Annotated in this window: 24 protein-coding genes; 7 read left to right on the top strand and 17 right to left on the bottom strand. The window is 71.7% G+C overall.

Going from position 1 to position 23,354, the window contains the following annotated elements; all coding sequences use genetic code 11:
* Positions 1-5 precede the first annotated feature (5 nt).
* Together AC07RV_RS16655 and AC07RV_RS16650 are read right to left on the bottom strand one after the other, a co-directional pair.
* Positions 6-1,496, bottom strand: coding sequence for a TIGR01777 family oxidoreductase (locus AC07RV_RS16655; protein ID WP_296788703.1), 1,491 nt, complete (start codon positions 1,494-1,496; stop codon positions 6-8).
* On the bottom strand, positions 1,493-2,164 hold the full coding sequence (locus AC07RV_RS16650; RefSeq protein WP_296788700.1) for a DUF4166 domain-containing protein: 672 nt from the start codon (positions 2,162-2,164) through the stop codon (positions 1,493-1,495). The genes AC07RV_RS16655 and AC07RV_RS16650 overlap by 4 nt, the downstream gene beginning before the upstream one ends.
* A gap of 140 nt (positions 2,165-2,304) precedes the next feature.
* Between AC07RV_RS16650 and queA the strand changes: the two genes are divergently transcribed.
* Together queA and tgt are read left to right on the top strand one after the other, a co-directional pair.
* Complete coding sequence (gene queA / locus AC07RV_RS16645) at positions 2,305-3,357, top strand: tRNA preQ1(34) S-adenosylmethionine ribosyltransferase-isomerase QueA (RefSeq protein WP_296788697.1); 1,053 nt, start codon at positions 2,305-2,307, stop codon at positions 3,355-3,357.
* A gap of 5 nt (positions 3,358-3,362) precedes the next feature.
* Entirely contained in the window at positions 3,363-4,535 is a 1,173-nt protein-coding gene (gene tgt / locus AC07RV_RS16640; RefSeq protein ID WP_296788693.1) for a tRNA guanosine(34) transglycosylase Tgt, read from the top strand.
* Here tgt and AC07RV_RS16635 read toward each other — a convergent pair.
* Entirely contained in the window at positions 4,532-5,113 is a 582-nt protein-coding gene (locus AC07RV_RS16635) for a beta-class carbonic anhydrase (RefSeq protein ID WP_296788690.1), read from the bottom strand. The two genes, tgt and AC07RV_RS16635, sit on opposite strands and share 4 nt — an antisense overlap.
* 172 nt (positions 5,114-5,285) lie before the next feature.
* Between AC07RV_RS16635 and AC07RV_RS16630 the strand changes: the two genes are divergently transcribed.
* Positions 5,286-6,068, top strand: a complete 783-nt coding sequence (locus AC07RV_RS16630; RefSeq protein ID WP_296788686.1) for an SDR family NAD(P)-dependent oxidoreductase — start codon at positions 5,286-5,288, stop codon at positions 6,066-6,068.
* Positions 6,069-6,139: 71 nt separating this feature from the next.
* Here AC07RV_RS16630 and AC07RV_RS16625 read toward each other — a convergent pair whose 3' ends face one another.
* From AC07RV_RS16625 to AC07RV_RS16595, 7 genes are all read right to left on the bottom strand, one after another.
* Complete coding sequence (locus tag AC07RV_RS16625; RefSeq protein WP_093351205.1) at positions 6,140-6,532, bottom strand: DUF3597 domain-containing protein; 393 nt, start codon at positions 6,530-6,532, stop codon at positions 6,140-6,142.
* 99 nt (positions 6,533-6,631) lie between these two features.
* Positions 6,632-7,723 (bottom strand): serine endopeptidase, encoded by a 1,092-nt coding sequence (locus tag AC07RV_RS16620; protein ID WP_296788683.1) that lies wholly within the window; start codon positions 7,721-7,723, stop codon positions 6,632-6,634.
* A gap of 37 nt (positions 7,724-7,760) precedes the next feature.
* On the bottom strand, positions 7,761-8,537 hold the full coding sequence (locus AC07RV_RS16615; protein ID WP_296788779.1) for a DUF2145 domain-containing protein: 777 nt from the start codon (positions 8,535-8,537) through the stop codon (positions 7,761-7,763).
* Positions 8,538-8,554: 17 nt separating this feature from the next.
* Positions 8,555-9,034, bottom strand: coding sequence for a hypothetical protein (locus AC07RV_RS16610; protein WP_296788681.1), 480 nt, complete (start codon positions 9,032-9,034; stop codon positions 8,555-8,557).
* 32 nt (positions 9,035-9,066) lie between these two features.
* On the bottom strand, positions 9,067-9,567 hold the full coding sequence (locus AC07RV_RS16605; RefSeq protein ID WP_093351215.1) for a YiaA/YiaB family inner membrane protein: 501 nt from the start codon (positions 9,565-9,567) through the stop codon (positions 9,067-9,069).
* 184 nt (positions 9,568-9,751) lie between these two features.
* The gene (locus tag AC07RV_RS16600) at positions 9,752-11,713 is read right to left on the bottom strand and encodes an MFS transporter (RefSeq protein WP_296788677.1); all 1,962 of its coding nucleotides are present in this window, start codon (positions 11,711-11,713) and stop codon (positions 9,752-9,754) included.
* A 71-nt stretch (positions 11,714-11,784) separates the two neighbouring features.
* Positions 11,785-12,642: a hypothetical protein gene (locus AC07RV_RS16595; protein WP_296788675.1), complete on the bottom strand. Its 858-nt coding sequence runs from the start codon at positions 12,640-12,642 to the stop codon at positions 11,785-11,787.
* 157 nt (positions 12,643-12,799) lie between these two features.
* Between AC07RV_RS16595 and AC07RV_RS16590 the strand changes: the two genes are divergently transcribed.
* Complete coding sequence (locus AC07RV_RS16590) at positions 12,800-13,534, top strand: helix-turn-helix domain-containing protein (RefSeq protein ID WP_057596203.1); 735 nt, start codon at positions 12,800-12,802, stop codon at positions 13,532-13,534.
* Positions 13,535-13,550: 16 nt separating this feature from the next.
* Here the strand turns inward: AC07RV_RS16590 and pyrF are convergent, their stop codons facing one another.
* The 6 genes from pyrF to AC07RV_RS16560 all read right to left on the bottom strand — a co-directional run bounded on the left by pyrF (position 13,551) and on the right by AC07RV_RS16560 (position 18,396).
* Positions 13,551-14,375, bottom strand: coding sequence for an orotidine-5'-phosphate decarboxylase (pyrF, locus tag AC07RV_RS16585; protein ID WP_296788672.1), 825 nt, complete (start codon positions 14,373-14,375; stop codon positions 13,551-13,553).
* Between the two features lie 53 nt (positions 14,376-14,428).
* Positions 14,429-15,256 (bottom strand): uracil-DNA glycosylase family protein, encoded by an 828-nt coding sequence (locus tag AC07RV_RS16580; RefSeq protein WP_093351226.1) that lies wholly within the window; start codon positions 15,254-15,256, stop codon positions 14,429-14,431.
* Complete coding sequence (gene rimI / locus AC07RV_RS16575; RefSeq protein WP_093351228.1) at positions 15,253-15,807, bottom strand: ribosomal protein S18-alanine N-acetyltransferase; 555 nt, start codon at positions 15,805-15,807, stop codon at positions 15,253-15,255. The genes AC07RV_RS16580 and rimI overlap by 4 nt, the downstream gene beginning before the upstream one ends.
* Positions 15,804-16,532, bottom strand: a complete 729-nt coding sequence (tsaB, locus tag AC07RV_RS16570; protein ID WP_296775082.1) for a tRNA (adenosine(37)-N6)-threonylcarbamoyltransferase complex dimerization subunit type 1 TsaB — start codon at positions 16,530-16,532, stop codon at positions 15,804-15,806. Before tsaB ends, rimI begins: the two co-directional genes overlap by 4 nt.
* Positions 16,525-17,559 (bottom strand): DMT family transporter, encoded by a 1,035-nt coding sequence (locus AC07RV_RS16565; RefSeq protein ID WP_444814454.1) that lies wholly within the window; start codon positions 17,557-17,559, stop codon positions 16,525-16,527. The genes tsaB and AC07RV_RS16565 overlap by 8 nt, the downstream gene beginning before the upstream one ends.
* A gap of 66 nt (positions 17,560-17,625) precedes the next feature.
* Positions 17,626-18,396 (bottom strand): DeoR/GlpR family DNA-binding transcription regulator, encoded by a 771-nt coding sequence (locus AC07RV_RS16560; RefSeq protein WP_296775075.1) that lies wholly within the window; start codon positions 18,394-18,396, stop codon positions 17,626-17,628.
* A 79-nt stretch (positions 18,397-18,475) separates the two neighbouring features.
* On the opposite strand from AC07RV_RS16560, the gene AC07RV_RS16555 reads away from it, so the two are divergent.
* From AC07RV_RS16555 to AC07RV_RS16545, 3 genes are all read left to right on the top strand, one after another.
* Positions 18,476-19,063 (top strand): NUDIX hydrolase, encoded by a 588-nt coding sequence (locus AC07RV_RS16555; protein WP_057594397.1) that lies wholly within the window; start codon positions 18,476-18,478, stop codon positions 19,061-19,063.
* An 8-nt stretch (positions 19,064-19,071) separates the two neighbouring features.
* A complete protein-coding gene (gene dacB, locus AC07RV_RS16550; RefSeq protein WP_296775068.1) occupies positions 19,072-20,520 on the top strand; it encodes a D-alanyl-D-alanine carboxypeptidase/D-alanyl-D-alanine endopeptidase in 1,449 nt (482 codons plus the stop codon).
* 157 nt (positions 20,521-20,677) lie between these two features.
* Complete coding sequence (locus tag AC07RV_RS16545) at positions 20,678-22,276, top strand: alpha/beta hydrolase family protein (protein WP_296775065.1); 1,599 nt, start codon at positions 20,678-20,680, stop codon at positions 22,274-22,276.
* A 69-nt stretch (positions 22,277-22,345) separates the two neighbouring features.
* Here the strand turns inward: AC07RV_RS16545 and AC07RV_RS16540 are convergent, their stop codons facing one another.
* Complete coding sequence (locus AC07RV_RS16540) at positions 22,346-23,347, bottom strand: L-threonylcarbamoyladenylate synthase (RefSeq protein ID WP_296775062.1); 1,002 nt, start codon at positions 23,345-23,347, stop codon at positions 22,346-22,348.
* Positions 23,348-23,354: the final 7 nt, after the last annotated feature.

Below are 23,354 nucleotides of genomic sequence, written 5' to 3'. Positions count from 1 at the left end.
GTCTTCTAGCGCGGACGGCAAAGGTCCGTCAAGGCGCTGCGCGCATCGGGGAACGTGAACGCGAAGCCGCCACGCAGCAGCCGCGCGGGCACCACGCGCTGGCCTTCGAGCAGCAGGTCGGCCTGCTCGCCGAGCAGCAGCTTCACGGGCGCCGCGGGCGTGGGCATCCAGCAGGGGCGATGCAGCACGCTGGCCGCGACGCGCGTGAAGTCGTGCTGGCTCAGCGCCTGCGGCGCAGTCACGTTGAAGGCCTGCGCGGCCGGCGTGCCAGCTTCGCGTTCGATCCGGGTCCAGGCATGCGCGAGCGCGCGCGCCAGGTCGTGCACATGCACCCACGACAGCCACTGCCGCCCGCTGCCCAGCCGCCCGCCGACACCGAGCCGCACCGGCAGCAGCAGCTGCGGCAGCGAGCCCTGGTGGCCCAGCACGAAGCCGAAGCGCATGCAGGCCACCTGAACGCCCAGCGCGACCGCGGCCTGCGCCGCCTGCTCCCAGCGCTGGCACAGGCGCGACATGAAGATGTCCTGCGGCGGCGCCTCCTCGTCGAGCGCGGTGGCATCGCCCTGCGGCTGCACGCCGTAGTAGCCGATGGCCGAGCCCGACAGCAGCAGCCAGGGCTTGCGCGGGCGCGCGGCCATCCATTCGACCAGCTGCCGCGTCAGGCCCTCGCGGCTGGCCAGCAGCTGGCGCTGGCGCCGCTCGCTCCAGCGCGCGCCGAGGATGCGCGCGCCCGCGAGGTTGACCACCACCTCGATCTCCTCGGCCGCGGGCAGCTCGGCCAGCGACCGCACGCAGCGCACCGCGCCGCCGAAGTTCCAGGCCGCCGCGCGCGCATCGCGCGTCCACACCGTGACCGCATGGCCGTCGGCCAGCAGGTGGCGCACGAGGATCTGGCCGATGAAGCCGGTGCCGCCCGTGACCAGCACGCGCCGCGGCCGCGCGCCGAAGCGCACCGGCGCCTCGGTCTCGCGCACCCGCGCCTGGCGCCGGCGCCGCAGCAGCGCGCGCGCCGCGAAGGCATCGCGCAACCCCGACACGCCCACCCCCACGCCGCACAGCGCGAGGAAGGCGCCGAGCCAGCCCTGCGGCTGCCAGGCGAGCGCGGTCGGCTCGGCAGCCCAGCCGACGGCCGCCAGCGCCAGCAGCGCGATGAAGGCGCCCGCGTTGATCGCCAGCACCGTGTGCGTGACGCGCTCGGTGGCCGGCAGCAGGCGGCTGCGGTCCTCGACCACGAAGTCCCACAGCGTGAGCACGATCTCGACGCCGAACACGGCGAGCAGCACCCAGGCCCAGGCGCCATGCCAGGCCCAGGACGAGAGGCCGATGAACAGCAGGCAGTAGATCGACGAGCGCGTGGCGTGGATCGCGAGCTCGCGCCCGGCCGAGGCGCGCCGCGGCAGCGCCTCGGTGCCCTCGTGGTGGTAGAGCGTGTCGAAGGCGCCGAGCGCGCCCTGGGCCGCCATCAGCTGCAGCGCCAGCAGGTGCGTGTCGATCATGCGGGGGCGGACACTTCCTCGAACACGCCGACCTGGGTGAAGGTGGTGCCCATCAGCGGGTGGCGGATCTCGATGCGGATGTTGAAGCGCTCGGGCGTCTCGTTGTGGTGCCAGAGGAAGGTCTTGCCCGGCGTGAGCAGGCCCGGCAGCGGGAGGCGCCAGCCGAACAGCTGCCAGAAGTAGCCGTCGCTGCGGAAATGCAGGCTGCCGTTCTCCACGCTGAGCACCAGCTTCATGCCCAGCCCCATGCCGACGTACTCGAGCACCTCGCCGCGTTCGCTCTCGCGCATGAAGCTGGTGAACTGGATCGGCCGGCGCCCGTGCAGCCGGTAGATGCGCTGCTTGTAGATCGCGGGGTCGCCGGGCTTCGCGTAGACCTGGATCTCGACCGGGAAGTCGGCGTCGCTGTAGGGAATCAGCGCGCCCTGGATCAGCGGCTGCGTGAGATGGCCCAGCAGCCGGCCGAAGCGCGAGCAGCGCAGCTCGCTGAGCCGGCCGCTGTAGTGCAGCGCCTTGCCGGGCGAGGGGTTCTTGTCGAAGCGGCGGCGGATGTCGGCATGCAGGCCCTGCCAGGCGGCGCCGAGGATCTTCTTGAAGAGCTCGCCTTCGGAGGGCCCGGGCGCGGACCCGGCCTCCTGCGTGACGCGCGCTGCATGTGTATCGACCATGCGGCGATTCTGCCTCGCCGGCCCTGGCCCGACCCCGCGGCGGCGGCCGGTTTTCGCGCCATGGGACAATCGCCGCCTCGCTCTCCGAACGGCCCCTCGCGGCCCCCTCTTGGAACGGGCCCGTCCGGCCCTCAAGCATCATGCGCGCCTTCACGCTTTCCGATTTCGATTTCGCCCTGCCGCCCGAGCTGGTGGCGCAACACCCGGCCACCGAACGCACCGCCTCCCGCCTGCTCGACGGCACCGGCCCCGCCCCGGCCGACCGCATCTTCCGCGACCTGCCCTCGCTGCTGCGCGAGGGCGACCTGCTGGTCTTCAACGACACCCGCGTCGTCAAGGCGCGCCTGTTCGGCGAGAAGCCGACCGGCGGCAAGCTCGAGCTGCTGGTCGAGCGCGTGCTGCAGGGGCAGGAGGTGGTGGCCCACATGAAGGTCAGCAAGAAGCCGCCCGTGGGCACCACGCTGCAGATGGACGGCGGCTTCCGCGCCACCCTGCTCGGCCGCTGGCCCGAGGAGGACGGCGCCCTGTTCCGCTTCGCCTTCGAGAGCGACACGGGCGAGAACCCCTACCTGCTGATGGAGCGCTGCGGCCACGTGCCGCTGCCGCCCTACATCACGCACGACGACTCGGCCGAGGACGAGCGCCGCTACCAGACCGTGTTCGCGCGCGTGCCCGGCGCCGTGGCCGCGCCCACCGCCGCGCTGCACTTCGACGAGGGCCTGCTGGCCGCGCTCGAGGCGCGCGGCGTGCAGCGCGCCAACGTCACGCTGCACGTGGGCGCCGGCACCTTCCAGCCGGTGAAGACCGAGAACATCGCCGAGCACACCATGCACGCCGAGCGCTACGAGGTGCCCGAGGCCACGCAACGCGCCATCGCCGAATGCAAGGCGCGCGGCGGCCGCATCGTGGCCGTAGGCACGACCACCGTGCGCACGCTCGAGTCGTGGGCGAAGAGCGGCGAGGCCGCGGGCGACACCCGCATCTTCATCACGCCGGGCTTCGCCTTCGCGCACGTCGACCTGCTGGTCACCAACTTCCACCTGCCCAAGAGCACGCTGATGATGCTGGTCTCGGCCCTCGCGGGCTACGAGCGCGTGATGGCGCTCTATGCGCACGCCATCGCGCAGGGCTACCGCTTCTTCAGCTATGGCGACGCGATGCTGCTCGCGCGCGAACCGAGAACAGAGGACTGACCCCCATGCTGAACTTCGAACTCCTCAAGACCGACCCCGACAGCCACGCGCGCCGCGCCACGCTCACGCTCAACCACGGCGTGGTGCAGACGCCGATCTTCATGCCCGTGGGCACCTACGGCACCGTCAAGGGCGTGATGCCGCGCAGCCTCGAGGAGATGGGCGCGCAGATCATCCTGGGCAACACCTTCCACCTGTGGATGCGTCCGGGCCTGGACGTGATGCAGAGCTTCGGCGGGCTGCACCAGTTCGAGAAGTGGAACAAGCCGATCCTCACCGACTCGGGCGGCTTCCAGGTCTGGTCGCTGGGCGCGATGCGCAAGATCAGCGAGGAGGGCGTGAAGTTCGCCTCGCCGGTCAATGGCGACAAGCTGTTCCTCACGCCCGAGGTCTCGATGCAGATCCAGACCATCCTCAACAGCGACATCGTGATGCAGTTCGACGAGTGCACGCCCTACGACACCAAGGGCCACATCACGACCGAGGCCGAGGCGCGCATCTCGATGGAGCTGAGCCTGCGCTGGGCGAAACGCTGCCAGGCCGAGTTCGAGCGGTTGCAGAACCCGAACGCGCTGTTCGGCATCGTGCAGGGCGGCATGTTCGAGAACCTGCGCGAGGAATCGCTGGCGGCGCTGGTCGAGCTGGACTTCCCCGGCTACGCCATCGGCGGCGTGAGCGTGGGCGAGCCCAAGGAGGAGATGCTGCACATCATGGGCCACACGCCGCACCGGCTGCCCGCGAACAAGCCGCGCTACCTGATGGGCGTGGGCACGCCCGAGGACCTGGTGCAGGGCGTGGCCGACGGCGTCGACATGTTCGACTGCGTGATGCCCACGCGCAATGCGCGCAACGGCACGCTGTTCACGCGCTTCGGCGACCTCAAGATGCGCAACGCGCGCCACAAGAGCGATCCGCAGCCGATCGATCCGAGCTGCACCTGCCACGCCTGCGCGGGCAGCTCGGGCGTGAGCTGGAACGACGGCGGGCGCGAGGGCTTCAGCCGCGCCTACCTGCATCACCTCGACCGCTGCGGCGAGATGCTCGGGCCGATGCTCACGACCATCCACAACCTGCACTACTACCTGAACCTGATGCGCGAGATCCGCGAGGCGCTCGACGCGGGAACGTTCACGGAATTCCGCGCGCGCTTCAAGTCGGAGCGCGCGCGCGGGGTCTAGCCGGCGGCCTTGCCCGCGGCGGTGGCCTCGGGCACCTCCACCAGCCGGCCGCTGCGCACGTCGTAGATGTAGCCGTAGATCGGGATCGTCCTCGGCACCAGCGGGTGCTGGCGGATGCGCTCCACGTCCTCCTGCACGCTGCGCGCGTTGTGCGTGAAGGTGTGCCACTTGATGTAGCGCCCGGCCGACGAGCCCGGGCCGCGGCCGGTGTCGTGCCAGCCCGTGGCATCGACGCTCGCGGTCTCGAGGCTCTGCTCGAGCAGGCCCGAGATGACGTCGTCGGTGAACAGCTCCATGCCGCAGTCGCTGTGGTGCACCACGAAGAACTCGCGCGTGCCCAGCAGCTTGTACGAGATGACCAGCGAGCGGATGGCGTCGTCGGTGGCGCGGCCGCCGGCATTGCGGATCACGTGCGCGTCGCCCTCGGCAAGCCCCGCATAGCCCGCGGGGTCGAGGCGCGCATCCATGCAGGTGAGCACCGCGAAGCGGCGCGCGGGCGGCAGCGCCAGCTTCGATTTCTCGCCGAACCCGGCGGCATATCGCTCGTTGGCTTCGAGCACTTCTTGCAGGACGGACATCGGCGGACTCCATGGCTCACACGCACCCATCGGCGTCGGGCCATTCTGGGCAGCGCCGCGGCCAGCCACAACGACCGAGTTCGCATGTGCTTATCGCGAAACTGGCGCTGTCCGCGCGCGCCCGGCAATCCGCGCTAACCTTCCCGCCTCACCGCTGTCGTCTTCCTTTTTCATGACCACTGCATCCACCCCCTCGCCCTACACCGCGCGCTATCCCTCGCTCGCCGAGCGCACCGTCTTCATCTCGGGCGGTGCGAGCGGCATCGGCGAATCGCTGGTGCGAGCCTTCCATGCACAGGGCGCGAAGGTCGGCTTCTGCGACCTCGACACCGCCGCGGGCCAGGCGCTCGCGAGCCAGCTGCGCGGCGAGCATCCCGCGCTGTTCCTGCCCTGCGACGTGACCGACACGGCCGCGCTGGGCGCCACCATCGACGCGGTGCGCTCGCACTTCGGGCCGGTGGGCGTGCTGCTCAATAACGCGGCCAACGACCGCCGCCACGAGATGGCCGATGTCACCGACGAGGACTTCGACCGGCTGGTGGCCGTGAACCTCAAGCACCAGTTCTTCGCCGCGCAGGCGGTGGCGCCCGACATGCGCGCGCTGGGCGGCGGCTCGATCGTCAACTTCGGCTCGGTCAGCTGGATGATGAAGGGCCGCGGCTACCCGGTCTACCAGGCCTGCAAGGCGGCGGTGCGCGGCCTCACGCGCTCGCTGGCGCGCGACCTGGGCAAGCAGAACATCCGCGTCAACACGATCGTGCCGGGCTGGGTGATGACCGAGCGGCAGCTGCGGCTGTGGGTCAAGCCCGAGTCGGGCGCGGAGATCGACGCGGCCCAGTGCCTGCCGGGCCGCGTGATGGGCGAGGACATCGCGGCGATGGCGCTGTTCCTGGGTGCCGACGATTCGCGCATGTGCACGGCGCAGGACTACGTGGTGGACGCGGGCTGGACCTGAAGCCTTCTTCGCGCCTCCAAAGCAAACAGCCCGGCAATGCCGGGCTGTTTGCATGGTGGAAACAGCGCGGATCAGTCGCGCAGTTCCGCCGGCACCTTGCCGCCGTTGGCGGCCAGCTTGGTCATGACCTGGCGGTGCAGCCAGATGTTCATCTTGGCGCTGTCGCTGGTGTCGGCACCGTAGCTCAGTTCGGCCGCGAGCTGCTTGCGCGCGTCGAGGCTGCTGTCCAGGCCCAGCAGCTTCATCAGGTCGACGATGGAGGTGCGCCAGTTGAGCTGCTTCGCGCCCGGCATGCCGTCGAGCAGGGCCTCGACGTCGACCACCGTGATGGCCGGCGGCGGTGCCGCGGCGGCCGGTGCGCCCGCGGGGGCCGGCGCGGCGGGGGCAGCGGGTGCTGCGGCCGGCGGTTGCGCGGCCTGCGCGGACGGGAAGATCTTGGAAAGGATGCTGCCGAAGATGCTCATTGCGCGTACTCCTTCGAGGTGAGGCATGGAACGGACCGGGGCTGCGGCCGCGAACGCGGCGCAGCGGGCGGTTGTAGCACGAGCGCGTGACCGCCCTCCTCAGGTCGCGGGTTGCGGCGGGGTCCGGGGCGTGAAGGATTTCGCGTCCGCCTCCGACGATGTGGCCGAGGCACCGCAGGCATGGCAGAAGCGCGAGAAGGCACTCTTGCGCGTCTCGCAGACCTCGCAGTGGTCGTGCAGGCCGATGCCGCAGTGCGGGCAGAAGTCGATCGCCGTGTTCTTCAGGTCCACCGGCCGCTCGCAGCCGGGGCACACGCCCTTGTCGAGCCGCGCCAGCGCGGTGTCGTAGCTCAGCTCCTCGCGGCGCACCTGGTCGGGCTGCTGCTCGGCCAGCTTCTGGCGCGCGAGGTAGTTGTTGAGCGCGACGATCGCGTAGCGCCCCACCAGCACCGTGAGCACGATGCCCACCACGTAGCGCACGTAGCCGCCGTAGCTCGGCAGGTAGGGCACGAGCTCGACGAAGAAGGCGAACAGCGCGAACAGGATGAAACCCCAGACGAAGGGCCACCAGGTGCTCTTGCGCTTCTTCACGAACAGCCAGCCCGCGACCACCAGGAGCGGCAGCGTGAGCGCGAGCCGGTAGGCGAACACGCGCAGCTCGATGCGGCGGTACTCGGCGTCGAGCTTGACCTGCGCGTCGCGCTCCAGCTCGGCCAGCGTGGTGCGCGCGCGCTGCTCGGCCTGGCGCGCGTCGAGCATGCGCTGCTGCTGCGCGTTGACCTGGCGCTGCACCGCCTCCTCCTTCTGCTTGATGGCATCGAGCGCCTTGGTGCGCGCGATCAGCTCGGGGTCCTGGTCGGGCTGCGCGGTGGCGCGGCGCGTGGCGATCCAGTTGCCGAAGGTCTCGCGTGCATTGGCGCCGGCCTGCTGCGCGGCCTGCAGCTGCAGCCGGATCTGGTCGAGGTCGCGCGAGGCCTGCAGCTCGGCCGCCTCCGAGGCCTTGACGGTGGCGCGCAGCGGATCGGCCGCGCGGTGGTCGATGAAGTCCTCGATGGTGCGCACGCGCTCGACCTGCGGCAGATCGCCCACGATGGTGCTGCCCAGCCCGATCAGGAAGCCCGCGAACACCAGCGCCACCAGCCAGAGGCCGCGGCGGAACCATTTTTCGGAGAGGCGCAGGGATTTGCTCATGTCGTCGTTCCTTCCATCCTTGTCTTGCCGGCGGCGCTCACAGCTTGAACGTCACCGGCGCCGCGCCCAGGCCCGCGCGCTGCAGCCATTCGAACACCGAATCGACGGTCACGGTCTCGATGCGGTCCGAGAAGCGCTTGTCGTTGGGATGGTCGTCGAAGGCGATGTTGGCCGAGCCGATGCGCCCGCCCAGGCGGGTCAGCGGGCCGAGCTTCAGCGTGGTGGGCTCGTAGCCCTTGAACTGCAGCCAGGCCTGCGCCTGCGAGCGGTTGACGATGGTGGCGGGCTCCATCGCGGCGGCCAGCGTCTCGAGCGCCCACTGGTTCGACTGCTGGTACTTCTGGCCCCAGGCGTAGCTGACGATGCTGTAGGGCGCGGCATGCAGCCGCACCAGGCGCGGCGTCGGCTCCTTGAGCGCAGCCAGCAGCTGCGCCTGCACCTGCGGCGTGGGCACGACCCAGGCGGCCTCGTAGCGCCAGAGGTCGTCGAGGAAAAACTCGCCGAGCCCCTGGCGGTAGACGGCCGCCACCGCGGTGCCGCACTGGTTGAGCTTGTGCACCACGCGCCACGGGCCGGCGTCGGTCTTGTAGGCGAGGCCGAAGTGCGAGTAGCGCAGGCCGTACTTGCTGAGGTCCTGGCCGGCGCGCGCCAGCACGACGACGCGCGCGCCGCTGGCATCGAGCTGCTGCGAGGTGCGCTCGGCCAGCTCCATGCCCTTGGCGATCAGCGCGGCGCCGGGCTTGACCTGCTCGCACGAGCGGCCGGCCTGCGCCTGCAGCGGCAGGGCCGCCGCGGTCAGCAGGGCCAGCGCCATGACGACGGCGGCGCGTTTCACGACAGCCTCTCGTTGGCCAGCAGCGCACGGCCGATGGCGTTGGGCACGAAGGCCAGCACCTCGCCCGCGGCCGAGAGCACGACGCCGGTGCCGATCACGCTGACGACGATGGCGGTGCCGACCGCGGTCGAGGCGCCCTGCGCCACGCGGCCCGCCACCTTGATGCTGGCGCGCGCGCCGTCGGCGGCGCGTTCGAGCACGTAGACCGTGCCGTCGGCCGAGGCCTCGACGGCGACCACGGTCAGGATCGAGCCGCCGACCGAGAGCGCGGCCGGCACTTCGCTGGCCTTGGCGGCCGAGGCGCCGGCGGCACCGACCGCGGAGGCGCCGACCAGCACCGAGGCCACGGGCAGCATCGACAGCGCGATGGAGGCATCGCTCTGGGCGCGGGCCACGGGCGCCGCGAGCGCGGCGAAGGCGGTGCAGGCGGCCACGAGGACGGTGGCCAGGGACTTGCGGGCGAAAGCGGTGTTCATGATCGGGCTCCTTGCGTGGGGGGTGCGGGCGGTCATTCGGCGGCGGCCGGGGTCTGGGCGGCTTCGACGCGGGCGGCGTGGCGGCCTTGCAGGCGGGCTTCGGCGAGGTCGGCCTCGTGGCGGTCGCGCAGGGTCTTGGCCAGCGTGAAGGCCGAGCTGATCAGGAACAGCCAGCTCACGCCCAGGAAGGCCTTGTAGGTGTCGTTGACCTCCATGCGCAGCAGGCCCCAGCCGGTCAGCAGCATCGCGACGAAGAAGCTGCCCCAGACGACCAGCTTCCACATCGGCAGGTCGCGGCCGGCGGCATGCTGGTTGTCGCGCACGAACTTCGACAGCACGAAGGCGGTGCTCAGGCAGAACACATAGCCCATCACCATGAAGGCCCGGTCCAGTGCCTCGCCCGGCAGCCAGCTCAGGCCGGTCGCGCAAAGGAAGACGGCGATCCCGAAGGACGCCCAGACCTGGAACTGCCAGGCCCGCGTGTCGCGCTGGACCGGGGCGTTGGTGATGGTGTTGGCTATATGAGTTTGCATGAGTGCCTCGCGGCGTAGTGAAGGTGGGCGGATGATGGTCCGCCCCCGCGCCGCGGGACTCGAATGATTCGACCGGTTCAGCGTTTCGGCTCCGGCGGTATCTCTGACGGATACTTTTCGGGGGATCCCGCCCTCAAAGAAAAAGCCGCCCGAAGGCGGCCTGGTCCGTGCGTGCAGCCCAGCCTCAGGGATTGAGCAGCCCGCCCACGCGCTGCTGCAGCAGCTCGGGCCGCACCTCGGCCGGCGCCACCGGGGCGCCGACGTTGAGGCCCACGCGGCTGAAGAAGCCGCGGCGGAAGGGCTTGACCATCGCCACCGGTTCGCCGCCGCGCAGCTCGATGCGGCTGAAGAACGAGCCCCAGAGGTTGGTCAGCGCCATCGGGATCACGGGCGGCTCCAGGCCCTCGGCGCGCGCGCTGTCCACGATCTTCATCACGCCGCCCTTGAAGGGCTGCAGCGCGCCGTCGCGCGTGATCGCGCCCTCGGGGAAGATCGCCAGCAGGTCGCCCTCGCGCAGCACGCCGAGCGCCTTGGCGAAGGCCGCCTCGTAGGCCGCCGGGTCCTCCTTCTGCGGCGCGATCGGGATCGCCTTGGCGAGCTTGAACAGCCAGCCGAGCACCGGCACCTTGAAGATGCGGTGGTCCATGATGAAGCGGATCGGCCGCGGGCTCGCGGCCATCAGCAGCACCGCGTCGATGAAGCTCACGTGGTTGCACACCAGCACGGCCGGGCCCTCGACGGGGATGTGCTCGTCGCCCTTGATGTCGAAGCGGTAGACGAAGCGCGACAGCACCCAGGCCACGAAGCGCAGCAGGTACTCGGGCACCAGCATGAAGATGTAGAAGGCCACCACCGCGTTGGCGATGCCGGTGAACAGGAAGATCTGCGGGATGGTGAAGCCCGCGCCCAGCAGCGCGCCGGCGATGACCGAGCTGCCGATCATGAAGAGGGCGTTGAGGATGTTGTTGGCCGCGATGATGCGCGCGCGGTGCGTGGGCTGGCTGCGCAGCTGGATCAGCGCGTACATCGGCACGCTGTAGAGGCCCGCGAACAGCGACAGCAGCGCCAGATCGGCCATCACGCGCCAGTGCGCGCTCTGGCGCAGGAAGGCGCCGAGCCCCATCTCGGGCACCGCGGGCAGGCCGCGCGCGGCGAAGTACAGGTCGATCGCGAACACGCTCATGCCGATGGCGCCCAGCGGCACCAGCCCGATCTCGACCTGGCGCCGGCTCAGCGTCTCGCACAGCAGCGAGCCGACGCCGATGCCGATCGAGAACACCACCAGCAGCAGCGAGGCGACCTGCTCGTTGCCGTGCAGCACCTCCTTGGCGAAGCTCGGGAACTGGCTCAGGAACACGGCGCCGAAGAACCACATCCACGAGATGCCCAGCAGCGAGCGGAACACCACGATGTTCTCGTGCGCCAGCTTGAGGTTGCGCCAGGTCTCGCTGACCGGGTTCCAGTTGACGACCAGGCCCGGGTCGGTGGCCGGCGCCGGCGGGATCGCCTGCGCCACGGCGCGCCCGATCAGGGCCACCGCCACGCAGGCGATCGCCACGCTCAGGTGGCCGATCTGCGGCACCGCCACCAGCAGGCCGCCGGCCACCTGGCCCAGCAGGATCGCGACGAAGGTGCCCATCTCGACCATGCCGTTGCCGCCCGTGAGCTCGCGCGCGTCGAGGACCTGCGGCAGGTAGGCGAACTTGACCGGGCCGAACAGGGTGGAGTGCAGGCCCATGAGGAACACGCAGCCCAGCAGGATCACCGCGTCGGCGCGCACGAAGCCCCAGGCCGCGATCAGCATGATCGCGATCTCGAGGTTCTTGACGAAGCGGATCATCTTCGTCTTGTCGAACTTGTCGGTGAGCTGGCCCGCGGTGGCCGAGAACAGCAGGAAGGGCAGGATGAACAGCGCGCCGATCACCAGCCCCGCCATCGAGGGCTGCATCCAGCTCAGCTGCAGCTGGTAGGTCACCATCACGGTGAAGGCGAACTTGAACAGGTTGTCGTTCGCCGCGCCCGCGAACTGGGTCCAGAAGAAGGGCGCGAAACGCCGCTGGCCGAGCAGCGCGAACTGGTTGGCGTGCGCGTTCGCTTCGTGCGAGTCGGCGGGGGACGAGGGCGCGGCAGCGGCGGGCGTTGTCATTCGGAAGCTTCTCCTCTTGGCGGCTCCGCGCGGCCCCCGGCGGGGAACGCTCGCGGGGCCGGGGGCTGTCGTCAGGCCGTCAGGGCGGCCGCGCCGGGATTGTGCCGCAGGGCCGCGGCGCGCCAGCCGCGGTCGAGCCGCTGGAGCGCGGTGAGCACCGGCAGCGCGGCCAGGGCGGCGCACAGGTGCTTGAGCGTGTGGCCCGAGATCACGCCCTGCGTGGCCTCGTAGATCGGCTGGTCGGCGAGCTCGAAAACCTTGGCCAGCACGTAGGCCGCGATCACCCAGCCCAGGCGCAGGCCGACGGCGCCTGAGATCGGCCGCGACAGCGCCAGCGTGAGCACCAGCGCCATGCCGCCGAACTGCACCAGCGCCCAGGGCAGCACGTTGCCGGTCTCCTGCGCGATCTCGGCCGACAGCAGGCCGGTGGTGAGCACGAACCAGGCGGCCGGCCAGCCGGCGCGCTGGCTCACGCGCTCGCAGACCGCCATCCCGATCAGGCCGGCGAAGGCGACCGCCATGCCGGCGCGGTCGGCGGCCAGCCGCGGCGCGTCGGGTGCCAGGTGGTAGAAGGCCGAGCCGGCGGCGGTGGCGATCAGGCCGGCGAAGAACAGCCAGGCGCAATCGAGCGTGTTGTCGGGCGGATCGCTGGCCGGCGGCGCGAGCGGGAAGCCGGACAGCGCCTCGTGGTGCGCGCGGTCGATGCGGTTGAGCCAGTACAGGCCCCAGCAGCCCATGAGCAGGAAGGGCAGGTTGCTCAGCACGTCCATGGCGTTGGGCAGGCCGTGCCAGGCACGGGTGTCGGCGAAGACCAGGGCGATCGCGACCTCGGCGGCCGGCAGCACCGGGCCGACGATGCCGATCAGGAGCAGCAGGCCCAGGAAGAAGGCCAGGCCACGTTCGCGGCGTGTCAGGGAGTGGAGGAGCATGTCTGTTCTCGAAGTTGGGTGATGGCGGGATGGCCGATCGGTTGGCGGGCGGAATTTAGTTGCCAGCCTCTCCCCAGGCATCGAGAATCGATACGAGGCACTATTTCACACCCATCGGTATCTCCAACCGATACCCAACCGGAACCCTGCCACCTTCATGAGCACCACCGTCGATCTCGTCCAAGCCCTCAAGAACGAACTCAAGAGCGCCCGCATGACCTACGCCGACCTGGCGCGTTCGCTCGACATGGCCGAGTCCAGCGTCAAGCGGATGCTGGCCAAGAGCGACATGCCGCTGTCGCGCGTGGACGCCATCTGCCGCGCGCTGAAGATCGATTTCGCCGAGCTGGCGCGGCGCGTGGCCGACGCCCAGCCGCTGCTCAAGGAACTGACGCACGAGCAGGAGAAGGCCGTGGTCAAGGACAAGAAGCTGCTGCTGGTGGCGATCAGCGTGCTGAGCCAGTGGACGCTGGAGCAGATCGTGACGGCCTACCGGATCAGCGAGGCCGAGTGCATCGGCTTCCTGGCCCAGCTCGACCGGATCGGGATCATCGAGCTGCGGCCGCTGAACCGGTATCGCCTGAAGCTCGCCAAGACCTTCCGCTGGCGCCCGCACGGGCCGGTGATGGAGTTCTTCCGCGAGAACGTGGTGCTCGACTACTACCGCGGCGGCTTCGACGGCCCGGCCGAGGGCCTGCTGCTGGTGCACGGCTCGATCAGCCGTTCGCTGGCGCCGGCCTTCCTCGAGCGGCTGCAGCGCGTGGCGCAGGACTTCGCGCAGCAGCACCAGACCGACCAGAAGCTGTCGCCCAAGGACCGCGAGGGCTACACGCTGCTGCTGGGGATGCGCAACTGGGAGTTCGAGCTGTTCACGCGGCTGCGGCGGGCCTGAGCCCGGGCCGCCCGGGTCAGGCCTTGGCGGCTTCGAGCGTGTCGCGCGTGGTCCGCGCCGCGGCGCGCGCGGCCTCGGCGAAATCGTCGCCCGACGAGGCATAGATGATCGCGCGCGAGGAGTTCACGACGATCGGCGCGTCGGCGCGCCAGCCGGCGCGCACGGTGGCGACCGCGTCGCCGCCCTGGGCGCCGACGCCCGGGATCAGCAGCGGCACCGTCGGTGCCAGCGCGCGCACGCGCTCGATCTCGGCCGGGTAGGTGGCGCCGACCACGAGGCCGAGCTGGCCGTTGAGGTTCCACGGGCCCTGCGCCAGCCGCGCCACGTGCTCGTAGAGGAAGGGCTCGCCCTCGACGCTCGCCAGCCGCTGGCCCTGCAGGTCGGAACCGCCGGGGTTGCTGGTACGGCACAGCAGGAAGGCACCCTTGCCGTGGTGGCGCAGGTAGGGCTCGACCGAGTCGAAGCCCATGAAGGGCGAGAGCGTGACCGCGTCGGCGCCGTAGCGCTCGAAGGCCTCGATGGCGTACTGCTCGGCGGTGGAGCCGATGTCGCCGCGCTTGGCGTCGAGGATGGTGGGCACCTGGGGCGCGTTGCGGCGCATGTGCTCCATGAGCTGCTCGAGCTGGTCCTCGGCGCGGTGGGCCGCGAAGTAGGCGATCTGCGGCTTGAAGGCGATGGCGAGGTCGGCCGTGGCGTCGACGATGCGGGCGCAGAAGTCGTAGATGCGGCGCGCGTCGCCCTTGAACTGCCCCGGGAACTTCGCCGGCTCCGGATCGAGCCCCACGCAGAGCAACGAACCGTTTGTTTGCTGCGCGGCGGCAAGCTTGTCGAGGAAAGTCATGGGGGCGATTTTAAAGGGGGCCCCCGACGGCCCCGGCCCGGCCTCGCCCAGGTTCAGCCCGCCTCGGGCTGCTGCTGCGCGGCCGCCAGGCACAGGTCGGCCCAGGCGCGGCCCTTGTCGACCGGATTGCGCAGCAGGTAGGCCGGGTGGTAGGTGGCGACCACTGGCACGCCCGCCAGCTGCGCCGCCTGGCCGACCCGCCCGCGCAGCTTGCCCAGCGGCTCGCCGCTCTGCATCAGGCCCTGCGCGGCCAGCGGGCCCATGGCCAGCACCAGTCGGGGCGCGAGCGCCGCGGCGTGTTCGGCGAAGGCTTCGTCGAGCGGGCGCGGGCCGCCGGGCTGGCCCGAGGCCACGCCGCGGTGCAGGCGCATCAGGTGCACCGGCACGCCGCCCTCGTGCAGCTTGAGCGCGCGCAGCATGTTGTCGAGCAGCCGGCCGGCATCGCCCGCGAAAGGCTCGCCGTGGCGGCCGTCGACCTCGGGCGGCATGTCGGCCAGCACCAGCCAGCCGCCCTGCGGCGCAACGCCCTCGGCGGCGTCGGCATAGAGGCGGCGCGGGGCCTCGACCAGCACGGCCGCGCCGTGGCCGGCGGGAACCGGCGCCGGGCGCGGCGGCGGCGCGGCCACGGGCGCCCGCGCGGCGGCCGGGGCGCGCGGCGCGACCGGTTCGGGTTCGGGCGCGGCGTCGTCACGGGTGTCGTGGCCGGCGTCCGGCGGCGGCATGTCGACCGGTTCGGCCTCGTCCTCCACCACCGGCGCGGGCGCCACGGCCACCGGGACCTCGACCGCCTCGGGCACCGGCCACCAGACCTTCACGCCCATCTCGTCGAGCATCGCGCGCTGGCGCGCATCGAGCCGCAGGGTCTGCACGGCGGCGTTCATCGCAAGGCTCCCCAGGCACTGCCGGTTTCGTTGAGGCGCATGCTCATGACGATCGCATCCTCGCGGCCGCCCTCGGCGCCCGGGTAGTAGCCCTTGCGCACGCCGACCGTGCGATAGCCCTGGCGCAGGTAGATGTCGAGCGCGCGCCGGTTGCTCTGGCGCACCTCGAGCCACAGCCACTGGGCGCCCTGGGCGCGCGACCAGCCGGTCAGCGCCTCGAGCATCAGCGGTGCCCAGCCCTGGCGCTGGAAGGCCGGCGCCACGGTGATGTTGAGCAGGTGCACCTCGTCGACGCCCTTCATGGCCACGAAGTAGCCGATCAGCATCTCGCCGAGGCTGGTGACCGGAGAGAAGCGCGCCGCCTCGATGCCGGTGCCGGCGACCGGCGCCAGCAGGCACTGGCAGTGGTAGCCGACGGCGATCGAGTCGGTGAAGTTGGCGCGCGTCCAGGGATGGCTGTAGGCGGTCTGCTCGACGGCGCAGACGGCGTCGAGCCGCTCGATGGTGAGCGGCTCGAGGCGGGCTTCCACGGGTTGCGGGAGGGCGCTCATGCGGTCGCGGGCGGTGTGTTGTGGTGGGCGGCGGCCGCCTTGATGGCGGCACGCTCCTCTGTGGTTTGCGCCACTTTATCGCGAACGTAGAGCGGCCAGGCCTGCGCGGCGGGCACGGTGCGGCCTGCCGCCAACAGCGCGGGGGCCAGGCGCAGCAGGGCGGCGGCCGTGGGCAGCACCGCGTGGCGCGCGGCCGCGGCCGGCAGGCGTTCGCCGTAGGCGGCGAAGGCATTGCCGGCCAGCGCCCAGCCGGCGGGCACCGCGAGCGATTCGGGCGCCATCAGCAGCGGACCCTCGGCGCCGGCGGCGGGCTCGCCGAGCGGGCCATGGGCCTCGAAGTCGTAGCGCGCGGCGTAGATCTCCTCCATGCGCGCATCGAGCAGCGCCACCGTGCGCTGCGCGCCGAAGGCATGGCGCGCCTCCTCGGCCACGGCCAGCAGGGTGTCGACCGGCAGCAGCGGCACGCCCGAGCCCAGCGCCAGGCCCTGCGCCACCGCGCAGGCGGTGCGCAGCCCGGTGAACGAACCCGGGCCGCGGCCGAAGGCGATGGCATCGAGCTGCGCCAGCGCGAGGCCGGCCTCGGCCAGCAGCTGCTGGATCAGCGGGATCAGCGTGGCCGAGGACTGGGCGCCGCCCGCGCCCTCGTGCGTCCACACGCGCTCGCCGCGGCACACCGCGATCGACAGCTGCTCGGTGCTGGTGTCGAAGGCCAACACATCAGGCATCGCGACGCCCTCCCGCCACGGCGGCCACGGCCGGCACCAGGCCGGCGGCGCGCGCGGGCGCCGGCTTCTGCACGCCGAACAGGATGCCGGCGGTCACCAGCAGCAGGCCGGCGACCAGGTTCCAGTAGAGCGGCTCGTCGAGCCACAGCACCGCGCCCAGCGCCGACAGGCCGGGCACCAGCGCCGTGATCATGGTGGTGCGCACCGGGCCGAAGTGCTGGACCATCTTCGTGAAGGTGATGCCCGACACCACGACCGAGCCGATGCCCTGGAACAGCATCTGGAACGCCAGCTCGCCCCAGGGCGCGCTGCCGATGCGGCTCGCGACCCAGCCGCCGGCCACCAGCAGGCTGTAGACCGGCACGTAGCTCAGCAGCGCGAACACGGTGATGGCGATGGTGGCGCGCACGGCGTCGAGGCCGTGGCGGCGCACCACGATGCTGTAGCAGGCCCAGCAGAAGGCCGCGCTCATGAACAGCAGGTCGCCCTTCCAGACCTCGCCACCCTCGAAGGCATGCAGCAGGCTGCGCCCGCCCACCAGCAGGTCGCCCGCGACGATCAGCGCCAGCCCGAGCGCGCGCGCCGGCGTGATGCGGTCGCGCAGCACCAGCGCGGCCAGCAGCGTGGTCCACAGCGGCAGGCTGCCGGGCAGCAGCACCGAGGCATGGCTGGCCGGCGCGAAGAAGAAGCCGCAGTAGGCGCACACGGCATAGGCGACGCCGCCGAACACGCCGGCCATGGCCGTGACGCGCAGCGACAGCGGCGACAGGCCGAAGAAGGAGGCGGCCGCCTGCGCGCCGCCCGCGCGGGCGCGCAGCACCAGCCATGCGCCCCAGGGCACCAGCACCAGGCTGGCGCCGCAGATGCGCGCGAAGGCGATGTCGAACGGGGACAGCGAGCGGCCGGCCGAGGCGCGCGCGATGACGATGAAGGCGGTCCACACCAGCACGGTGATCACGGCCGCGCCGATGCCGACGGTGCGGGGGGAGAGACGGGCAGGGGGAGACATCGGGGGCGCGGCGGGCATCCCCGGGATTATCGAGGGGCCCCGCGGACCCCGCCCGGCAGGGGCGAATCGCGGCCCGTGGCGGGGTCAGCCGACCGCGGCATCGCTGCGCACGATCGCCAGCCCGGCCCGGCGCAGCGGCGCCAGCGCCTTCTCGGGCGCCTCGGGCGACACCAGCAGCCGCGCGGCCGCGCGCACCGGGTTCACGACCCAGGCCGAGGCCGCGCCCAGCTTCTCGGACGAGGCCAGCACCACGGTCTCGGCGGCCGCGGCCATCAACGCGCGCTTGATCTCGGCCTCCTCGCTGTCGCCGGTGGTCAGGCCGGCCTCGGCATGCACGCCGGTGACGCCCAGGAAGAAGAGGTCGGCATGCACGCGCGAGATGGCGTCCATGGCGGCCGCGCCCACCGCCACCATCGAATGCCGGAACAGCCGCCCGCCGATCAAGAGCAGCTCGAGCCGGTCATGGCCGGCCAGTTCGGCCGCCACCAGCGGGCTGTGGGTGACGACTGTGGCGCGCAGGTCCAGTGGCAGGTGGCGCGCGAGCTGCACGGCGGTGGTGCCGCCATCGACGAACACCACCTGGCCCGGCCGCACCATGCGCGCCGCGGCGCGGCCGATCGCCACCTTCTCCCCGGGCGCGATGCGCTGGCGGCCCGCGAGGTCGGCCTCGGCCGGCGCCAGCGGCAGCGCGCCGCCGTGCACCCGCTGCAGCCGGCCCTCGGCCGCGAGCTCGCGCAGGTCGCGCCGGATCGTGTCTTCCGACAGGCCCAGCGCCTCGCTGAGCGGCTTGGCGACCACCTGGCCGTCGCGCGCCAGGACCGAGAGGATGTGTTGCTTGCGCTGCCGGGTGAGCATGGACCGATGGTAGCGGCGGCTTCACGCGATTGCACGATTTTTCTTGTTATTGCACGAATTCGCACCTATGCTCGCCGCCATGACCCTGCAAGACCGCGTCCGGGTGCACGAAGTCACCCTTCTGTCCGACAACTGGTACACGCTGAAGACCACGGCCTTCGACTGGCGCCGCAGCGACGGCAGCTGGCAGCGCATGCACCGCGAGACCTACGACCGCGGCAACGGCGCCACCCTGCTGGCCTACAACCGCGCGCGGCGCACGGTGCTGCTGACGCGGCAGTTCCGCTACCCGGCCTTCGTCAACGGCTGGGACGACCTGCTGATCGAGGCCGCCGCCGGCCTGCTCGACAACGCGGCGCCCGAGGAACGCATCCGCGCAGAGGTCGAGGAGGAGCTCGGCTACCGGCTGGGCGCGGTGCACAAGGTCTTCGAATGCTTCATGAGCCCGGGCTCGGTGACCGAGAAGCTGCACTTCTTCGTCGCCGAGTACGAGCCCTCGATGCGCGTGGGCGCGGGCGGCGGGCTGGCCGAGGAAGGCGAGGACATCGAGGTGCTCGAGTTCGGCATCGACGAGGCGCTGGCCATGGTGGCCGACGGCCGCATCGCGGACGCGAAGACGATCCTGTTGCTGTACCACGCGCGGCTGCATCTTTTCGCGCCGGGATAATGGGCCGTATGCCCGCTGTCACCGTCGCACGCCTTCCCTTTCCCCGTCCTTCCCGCGCGCTCTGCGCCATCGCGCTGTGCCTGGCCGCCGGCGCCCACGCCCAGCAGCCGCAGCCGCTGCCGGCCGAGGTCGATGCCGCGCTGGCGCGCGCCAAGCTGCCGCGCGACGCCGTGACCATGCTGGTCGCCGATGCCGACGGCCTGCGCCCGCCGCGGCTGGCCTGGCGCACGCAGGTGCCGGTGAATCCCGCCTCGATCATGAAGCTGGTGACCACCTACGCCGCGCTCGACCTGCTGGGCGCGGCCTACACCTGGAACACGCCGGTCTACGTCGAGGGCAGCATCGCCAACGGCGTGCTCAACGGCAACCTCTACATCAAGGGCCAGGGCGATCCCAAGCTGGTGATCGAGCGCATGTGGCTGCTGCTGCGCCACGTGCAGGGCCTGGGCATCACGAGCGTGAGCGGCGACATCGTGATCGACCGCAGCGCCTTCGAGAACACGGTCGAGAACGACCCGGCCGCCTTCGACGGCGAGCCGCTGCGCCCGTACAACGCCTCGCCCGACGCGCTGCTGCTGAACTTCAAGTCGGTCAACATGAGCTTCGTGCCCGATCGCGGCGGCCAGTTCGCGCGCGTGAGCTACGAGCCGCCGCTCGCGGCCGTGGCGATGCCGCCGACGGTGCCGCTTTCGCCCGGCGAATGCGGCGACTGGCGCACGGCGCTGCGCGCCGACTACGGCGATCCGAACCGCATCCGCTTCAACGGCGGCTTTCCCGCCGCCTGCGGCGAGAAGAGCTGGGCCGTGGCCTATGCCGATCCGCGCAGCTACGCACTGCGCGCCATCGGCGGCCTGTGGGCCGAGATGGGCGGGCGCGTGGGCGGCCAGATGCGCGAGGGCCGCGTGCCCGCGGGGCTCAAGCCGGCGTTCGAGTTCGCCTCGCCGCCGCTGCCCGAAGTGATCCGCGACATCAACAAGTACAGCAACAACGTGATGGCACAGCAGGTGTTCCTGACCCTCGGCCTCACGCAGAAGAACCGCGGCACCTTCGAGGCCTCGCGCGGCGCGCTGGTCCAGTGGTGGCGCGAGCGCATCGGCACCGGCGAGGCGCCGCCGGTGTTCGAGAACGGCTCGGGCCTGTCGCGCGACGAGCGCATCAGCGCGGCCGCGCTCGGCAAGATGCTGCAGGTGGCCTGGCGCTCGCCGGTGATGCCCGAGCTCGTGGGCTCGCTGCCCGCGCTCGGCGTGGACGGCACCCTGCGCAAGCGCACGCTGCGCTCGGGCGGCGCCGCGCACCTGAAGACCGGCACCCTGCGCGACGCCTCGGGCATCGCCGGCTACGTGCATGGCGCGAGCGGCCGGCGCTACGTGCTGGTGGCGATCGCCAATGCCGAGAACGCGGGCGCGGCGCGCGCGGCCTTCGACGCGCTGGTCGACTGGACCGCGCAGGACAACTGAAGGCCAAAGGCCGAAGCGCGCGGCCTGTACTGAAAACGTTGTGTAGGCCGCCACCGCTTGCGCGCCGCCACGGCGCTGACAGAATCGAACGCCCGTTCGCCCGCCGAGCCGGGCCACGGTGCGCATCGCGCACCCCATCGATCCAGGAGACAAAGACGTGCAAAGACCCGTGCCGCCCGCAAGGCCATCCGCCTCTTCCCGCCACCTGTTCGCCGTCGCCCTCGCGGGCGCGGCGCTGCTGCTCTCGGCCTGCGGAGGCGGCGGCGGTGGGGGCGGCATCGGCATCTTTCCGCCGACCACGCCGCCCGAGGACACCGGCCGCGGCTCGGTGGTGACCAACCCGCCCGAGCGCGTGCTGAGCCTGTCGGCCGGCGACTTCCGCGCGCTGCTGCAGCTCGACGACAAGGGCAAGGCGCTGCTGCAGGTGTCGGGCCAGCCCAAGTGCGGCATCGACACGCGCTACCTCGAATACCGCACCGTCGGCGGCAAGGGCGAGGCCACCAACGCCACGGCCGCCATCATGGTGCCGCGCGGCGGCGACGCGGCCTGCAGCGGCCCGCGCCCGATCGTGCTGTACGCCCACGGCACCAATGCCGCGCGCGACTACAACATCGCCAAGTGGGCCGACCTGAACCAGGCCGCCGCCGGCGAAGGCGTGGTGGTCGCGGCCATGCTGGCGGCGCAGGGCTTCATCGTGGTGGCGCCCAACTACGCGGGCTACGACAAGTCGACGCTGCCCTACCACCCCTACCTCAACGGCGACCAGCAGGGCAAGGACATGGTCGATGCGCTGACCGCCGCGCGCAAGACCTTCGCCAGCATCGACGCCGCGGACGCGGGCTCGCTGTTCGTCACCGGCTATTCGCAGGGCGGCTACGTGGCGCTGGCCGCGCACCGCGAGCTGCAGGCCACGGGCAAGACGGTGACGGCCTCGGCGCCGCTGTCGGCGCCCTCGGCCATCAGCCTGCTGGTGGACTACAACTTCAAGGGCTGGCCGGCGCTCGGCAGCACGCTGTTCGTGCCGCTGCTGTCGACCAGCTGGCAGCAGCAGTTCGGCGACGTCTACGGCAGCACCAGCGACATCTACGAGGCGCAGTACGCAACCGGCATCGACACCCTGCTGCCGAGCCTCACGCCCACCAGCACGCTGATCGCGCAGGGCAAGCTGCCGCAGCTCGCGCTGTACCCGGCCGGCGCCACGCCCGGTCCGGTCGATCCCGCGCTGTCGATCTTCTACGGCGCCGGCAACCTGGTGCGCCAGAGCTACCTGACGCGCGCCTCCAACGACATCGACGGCAGCCGCTGCCCGGGCAACGCGCTGCCGGCCACGGCGAACTCGCTGAACTCGGCCACGCCGCTCGACTGCGCGCCCACGCTGGGCTTCCGCAAGGCGGCGCGCGCCAACGACCTGCGCAACTGGGTGCCGGCCAAGCCGGTGCTGATGTGCGGCGGCGCGCAGGACCCGACCGTCAACTTCCTGAGCACGCGCGCCACCGCCGGCTACTTCCGCGCCAAGGGCATGTCCGCGCAGCAGCTGACCGTGGTCGACCTCGAGGACAGCGCGACCACCGACGCCTACTCGGCCGCGCGCGCCGGCTTCGCGCAGGCCAAGGACGTGCTCAAGCAGGGCACCGAGGGCAGCGATGCCGACAAGGACCGCGCCGTGATGCTGGCCTACCACGGCACGCTGGCACCGCCGTTCTGCCTGGCAGCGGCACGCGGCTTCTTCCAGGGCGTGCTGGCGGCGGGGGGCTGAGGCCCGTCGAGGCGTCCACCCAAGAAGAAGGCCCGGTACTGCCGGGCCTTTTTTCATGGTGCGCGAATCTCAGGCCGCGGCGGCCCGCTGCAGGCGGTCGCGCACGCCCTCCCACTCGGGCGTGTCGGGCGGTGTCTCGACCCAGATGAGCTTGACGCCCTGGGCGTCGAACTCGCGCAGCACCGCGAACAGCTGCTGCGCGCTGGCGGCCGCGTCGTCGGGCATGCGCCGCTGCACGACGCGCTGCGAACGGCTGCGTACCGTGCTGCGGGTCCAGATCGCAATGTGGGCGGCATTGGCGCCGAGCACGTCGAGGCCGGTCTGGATCGCTTTGGCGTCCATCAGCCGCACCTTGGCGTCGGGCGCGTAGTGCGCCTCCAGCGTGCCCGAGGCGCGCGGGTCGGGCATGGCCATGAGTTCGCGGTCGCGCAGGCGTTCGCCGCAGGCGGCCTCGATCTGCGCGCGCGTGATCAGCCCCGGGCGCAGCAGCACCGGCGCGCCGCGGCTGCAGTCGACGATGGTCGACTCGATGCCGACCTCGCAGGCGCCGCCATCGATCACCGGCACGGCGTCGCCAAATTCGCCGAACACGTGCTGCGCGGTGGTCGGGCTCACGCGGCCGAAGCGGTTGGCGCTCGGGCCCGCTAGGCCGGGCACGCCCTGCTCGGCGCAGGCCTCGAGCAGCGCCTGTGCCACCGGATGCGAGGGGCAGCGCAGGCCGATGGTGTCCTGCCCGCCCGCGGCGGCGGCACCCACGCCGGGCTGGCGCGTGACGATCAGGGTCAGCGGTCCGGGCCAGAAGGCCTGCACCAGCTTCTGCGCGAACGGCGGCAGCGGCTGGGCGAAGCGCGACAGCGCCTCGGTGCCCTTGGTGCCGGCGGCCACGTGCACGATCAGCGGATGGTCGGCCGGCCGGCCCTTGGCCTGGAAGATGCCGGCCACGGCCGCGTCGTTGCTGGCGTCGGCGCCGAGGCCGTAGACGGTTTCGGTGGGAAAGGCCACCAGCCCGCCGGCGCGCAGGATGCGCGCCGCCTCGGCGATGGCTGCGGGCGATTGGCCGTCGAGGATCATGCGGCCT

The sequence above is a fragment of the Variovorax sp. GW821-FHT09B01 genome, assembly GCF_059418345.1.
This window is presented reverse-complemented; position numbering and strand designations above follow the sequence as displayed.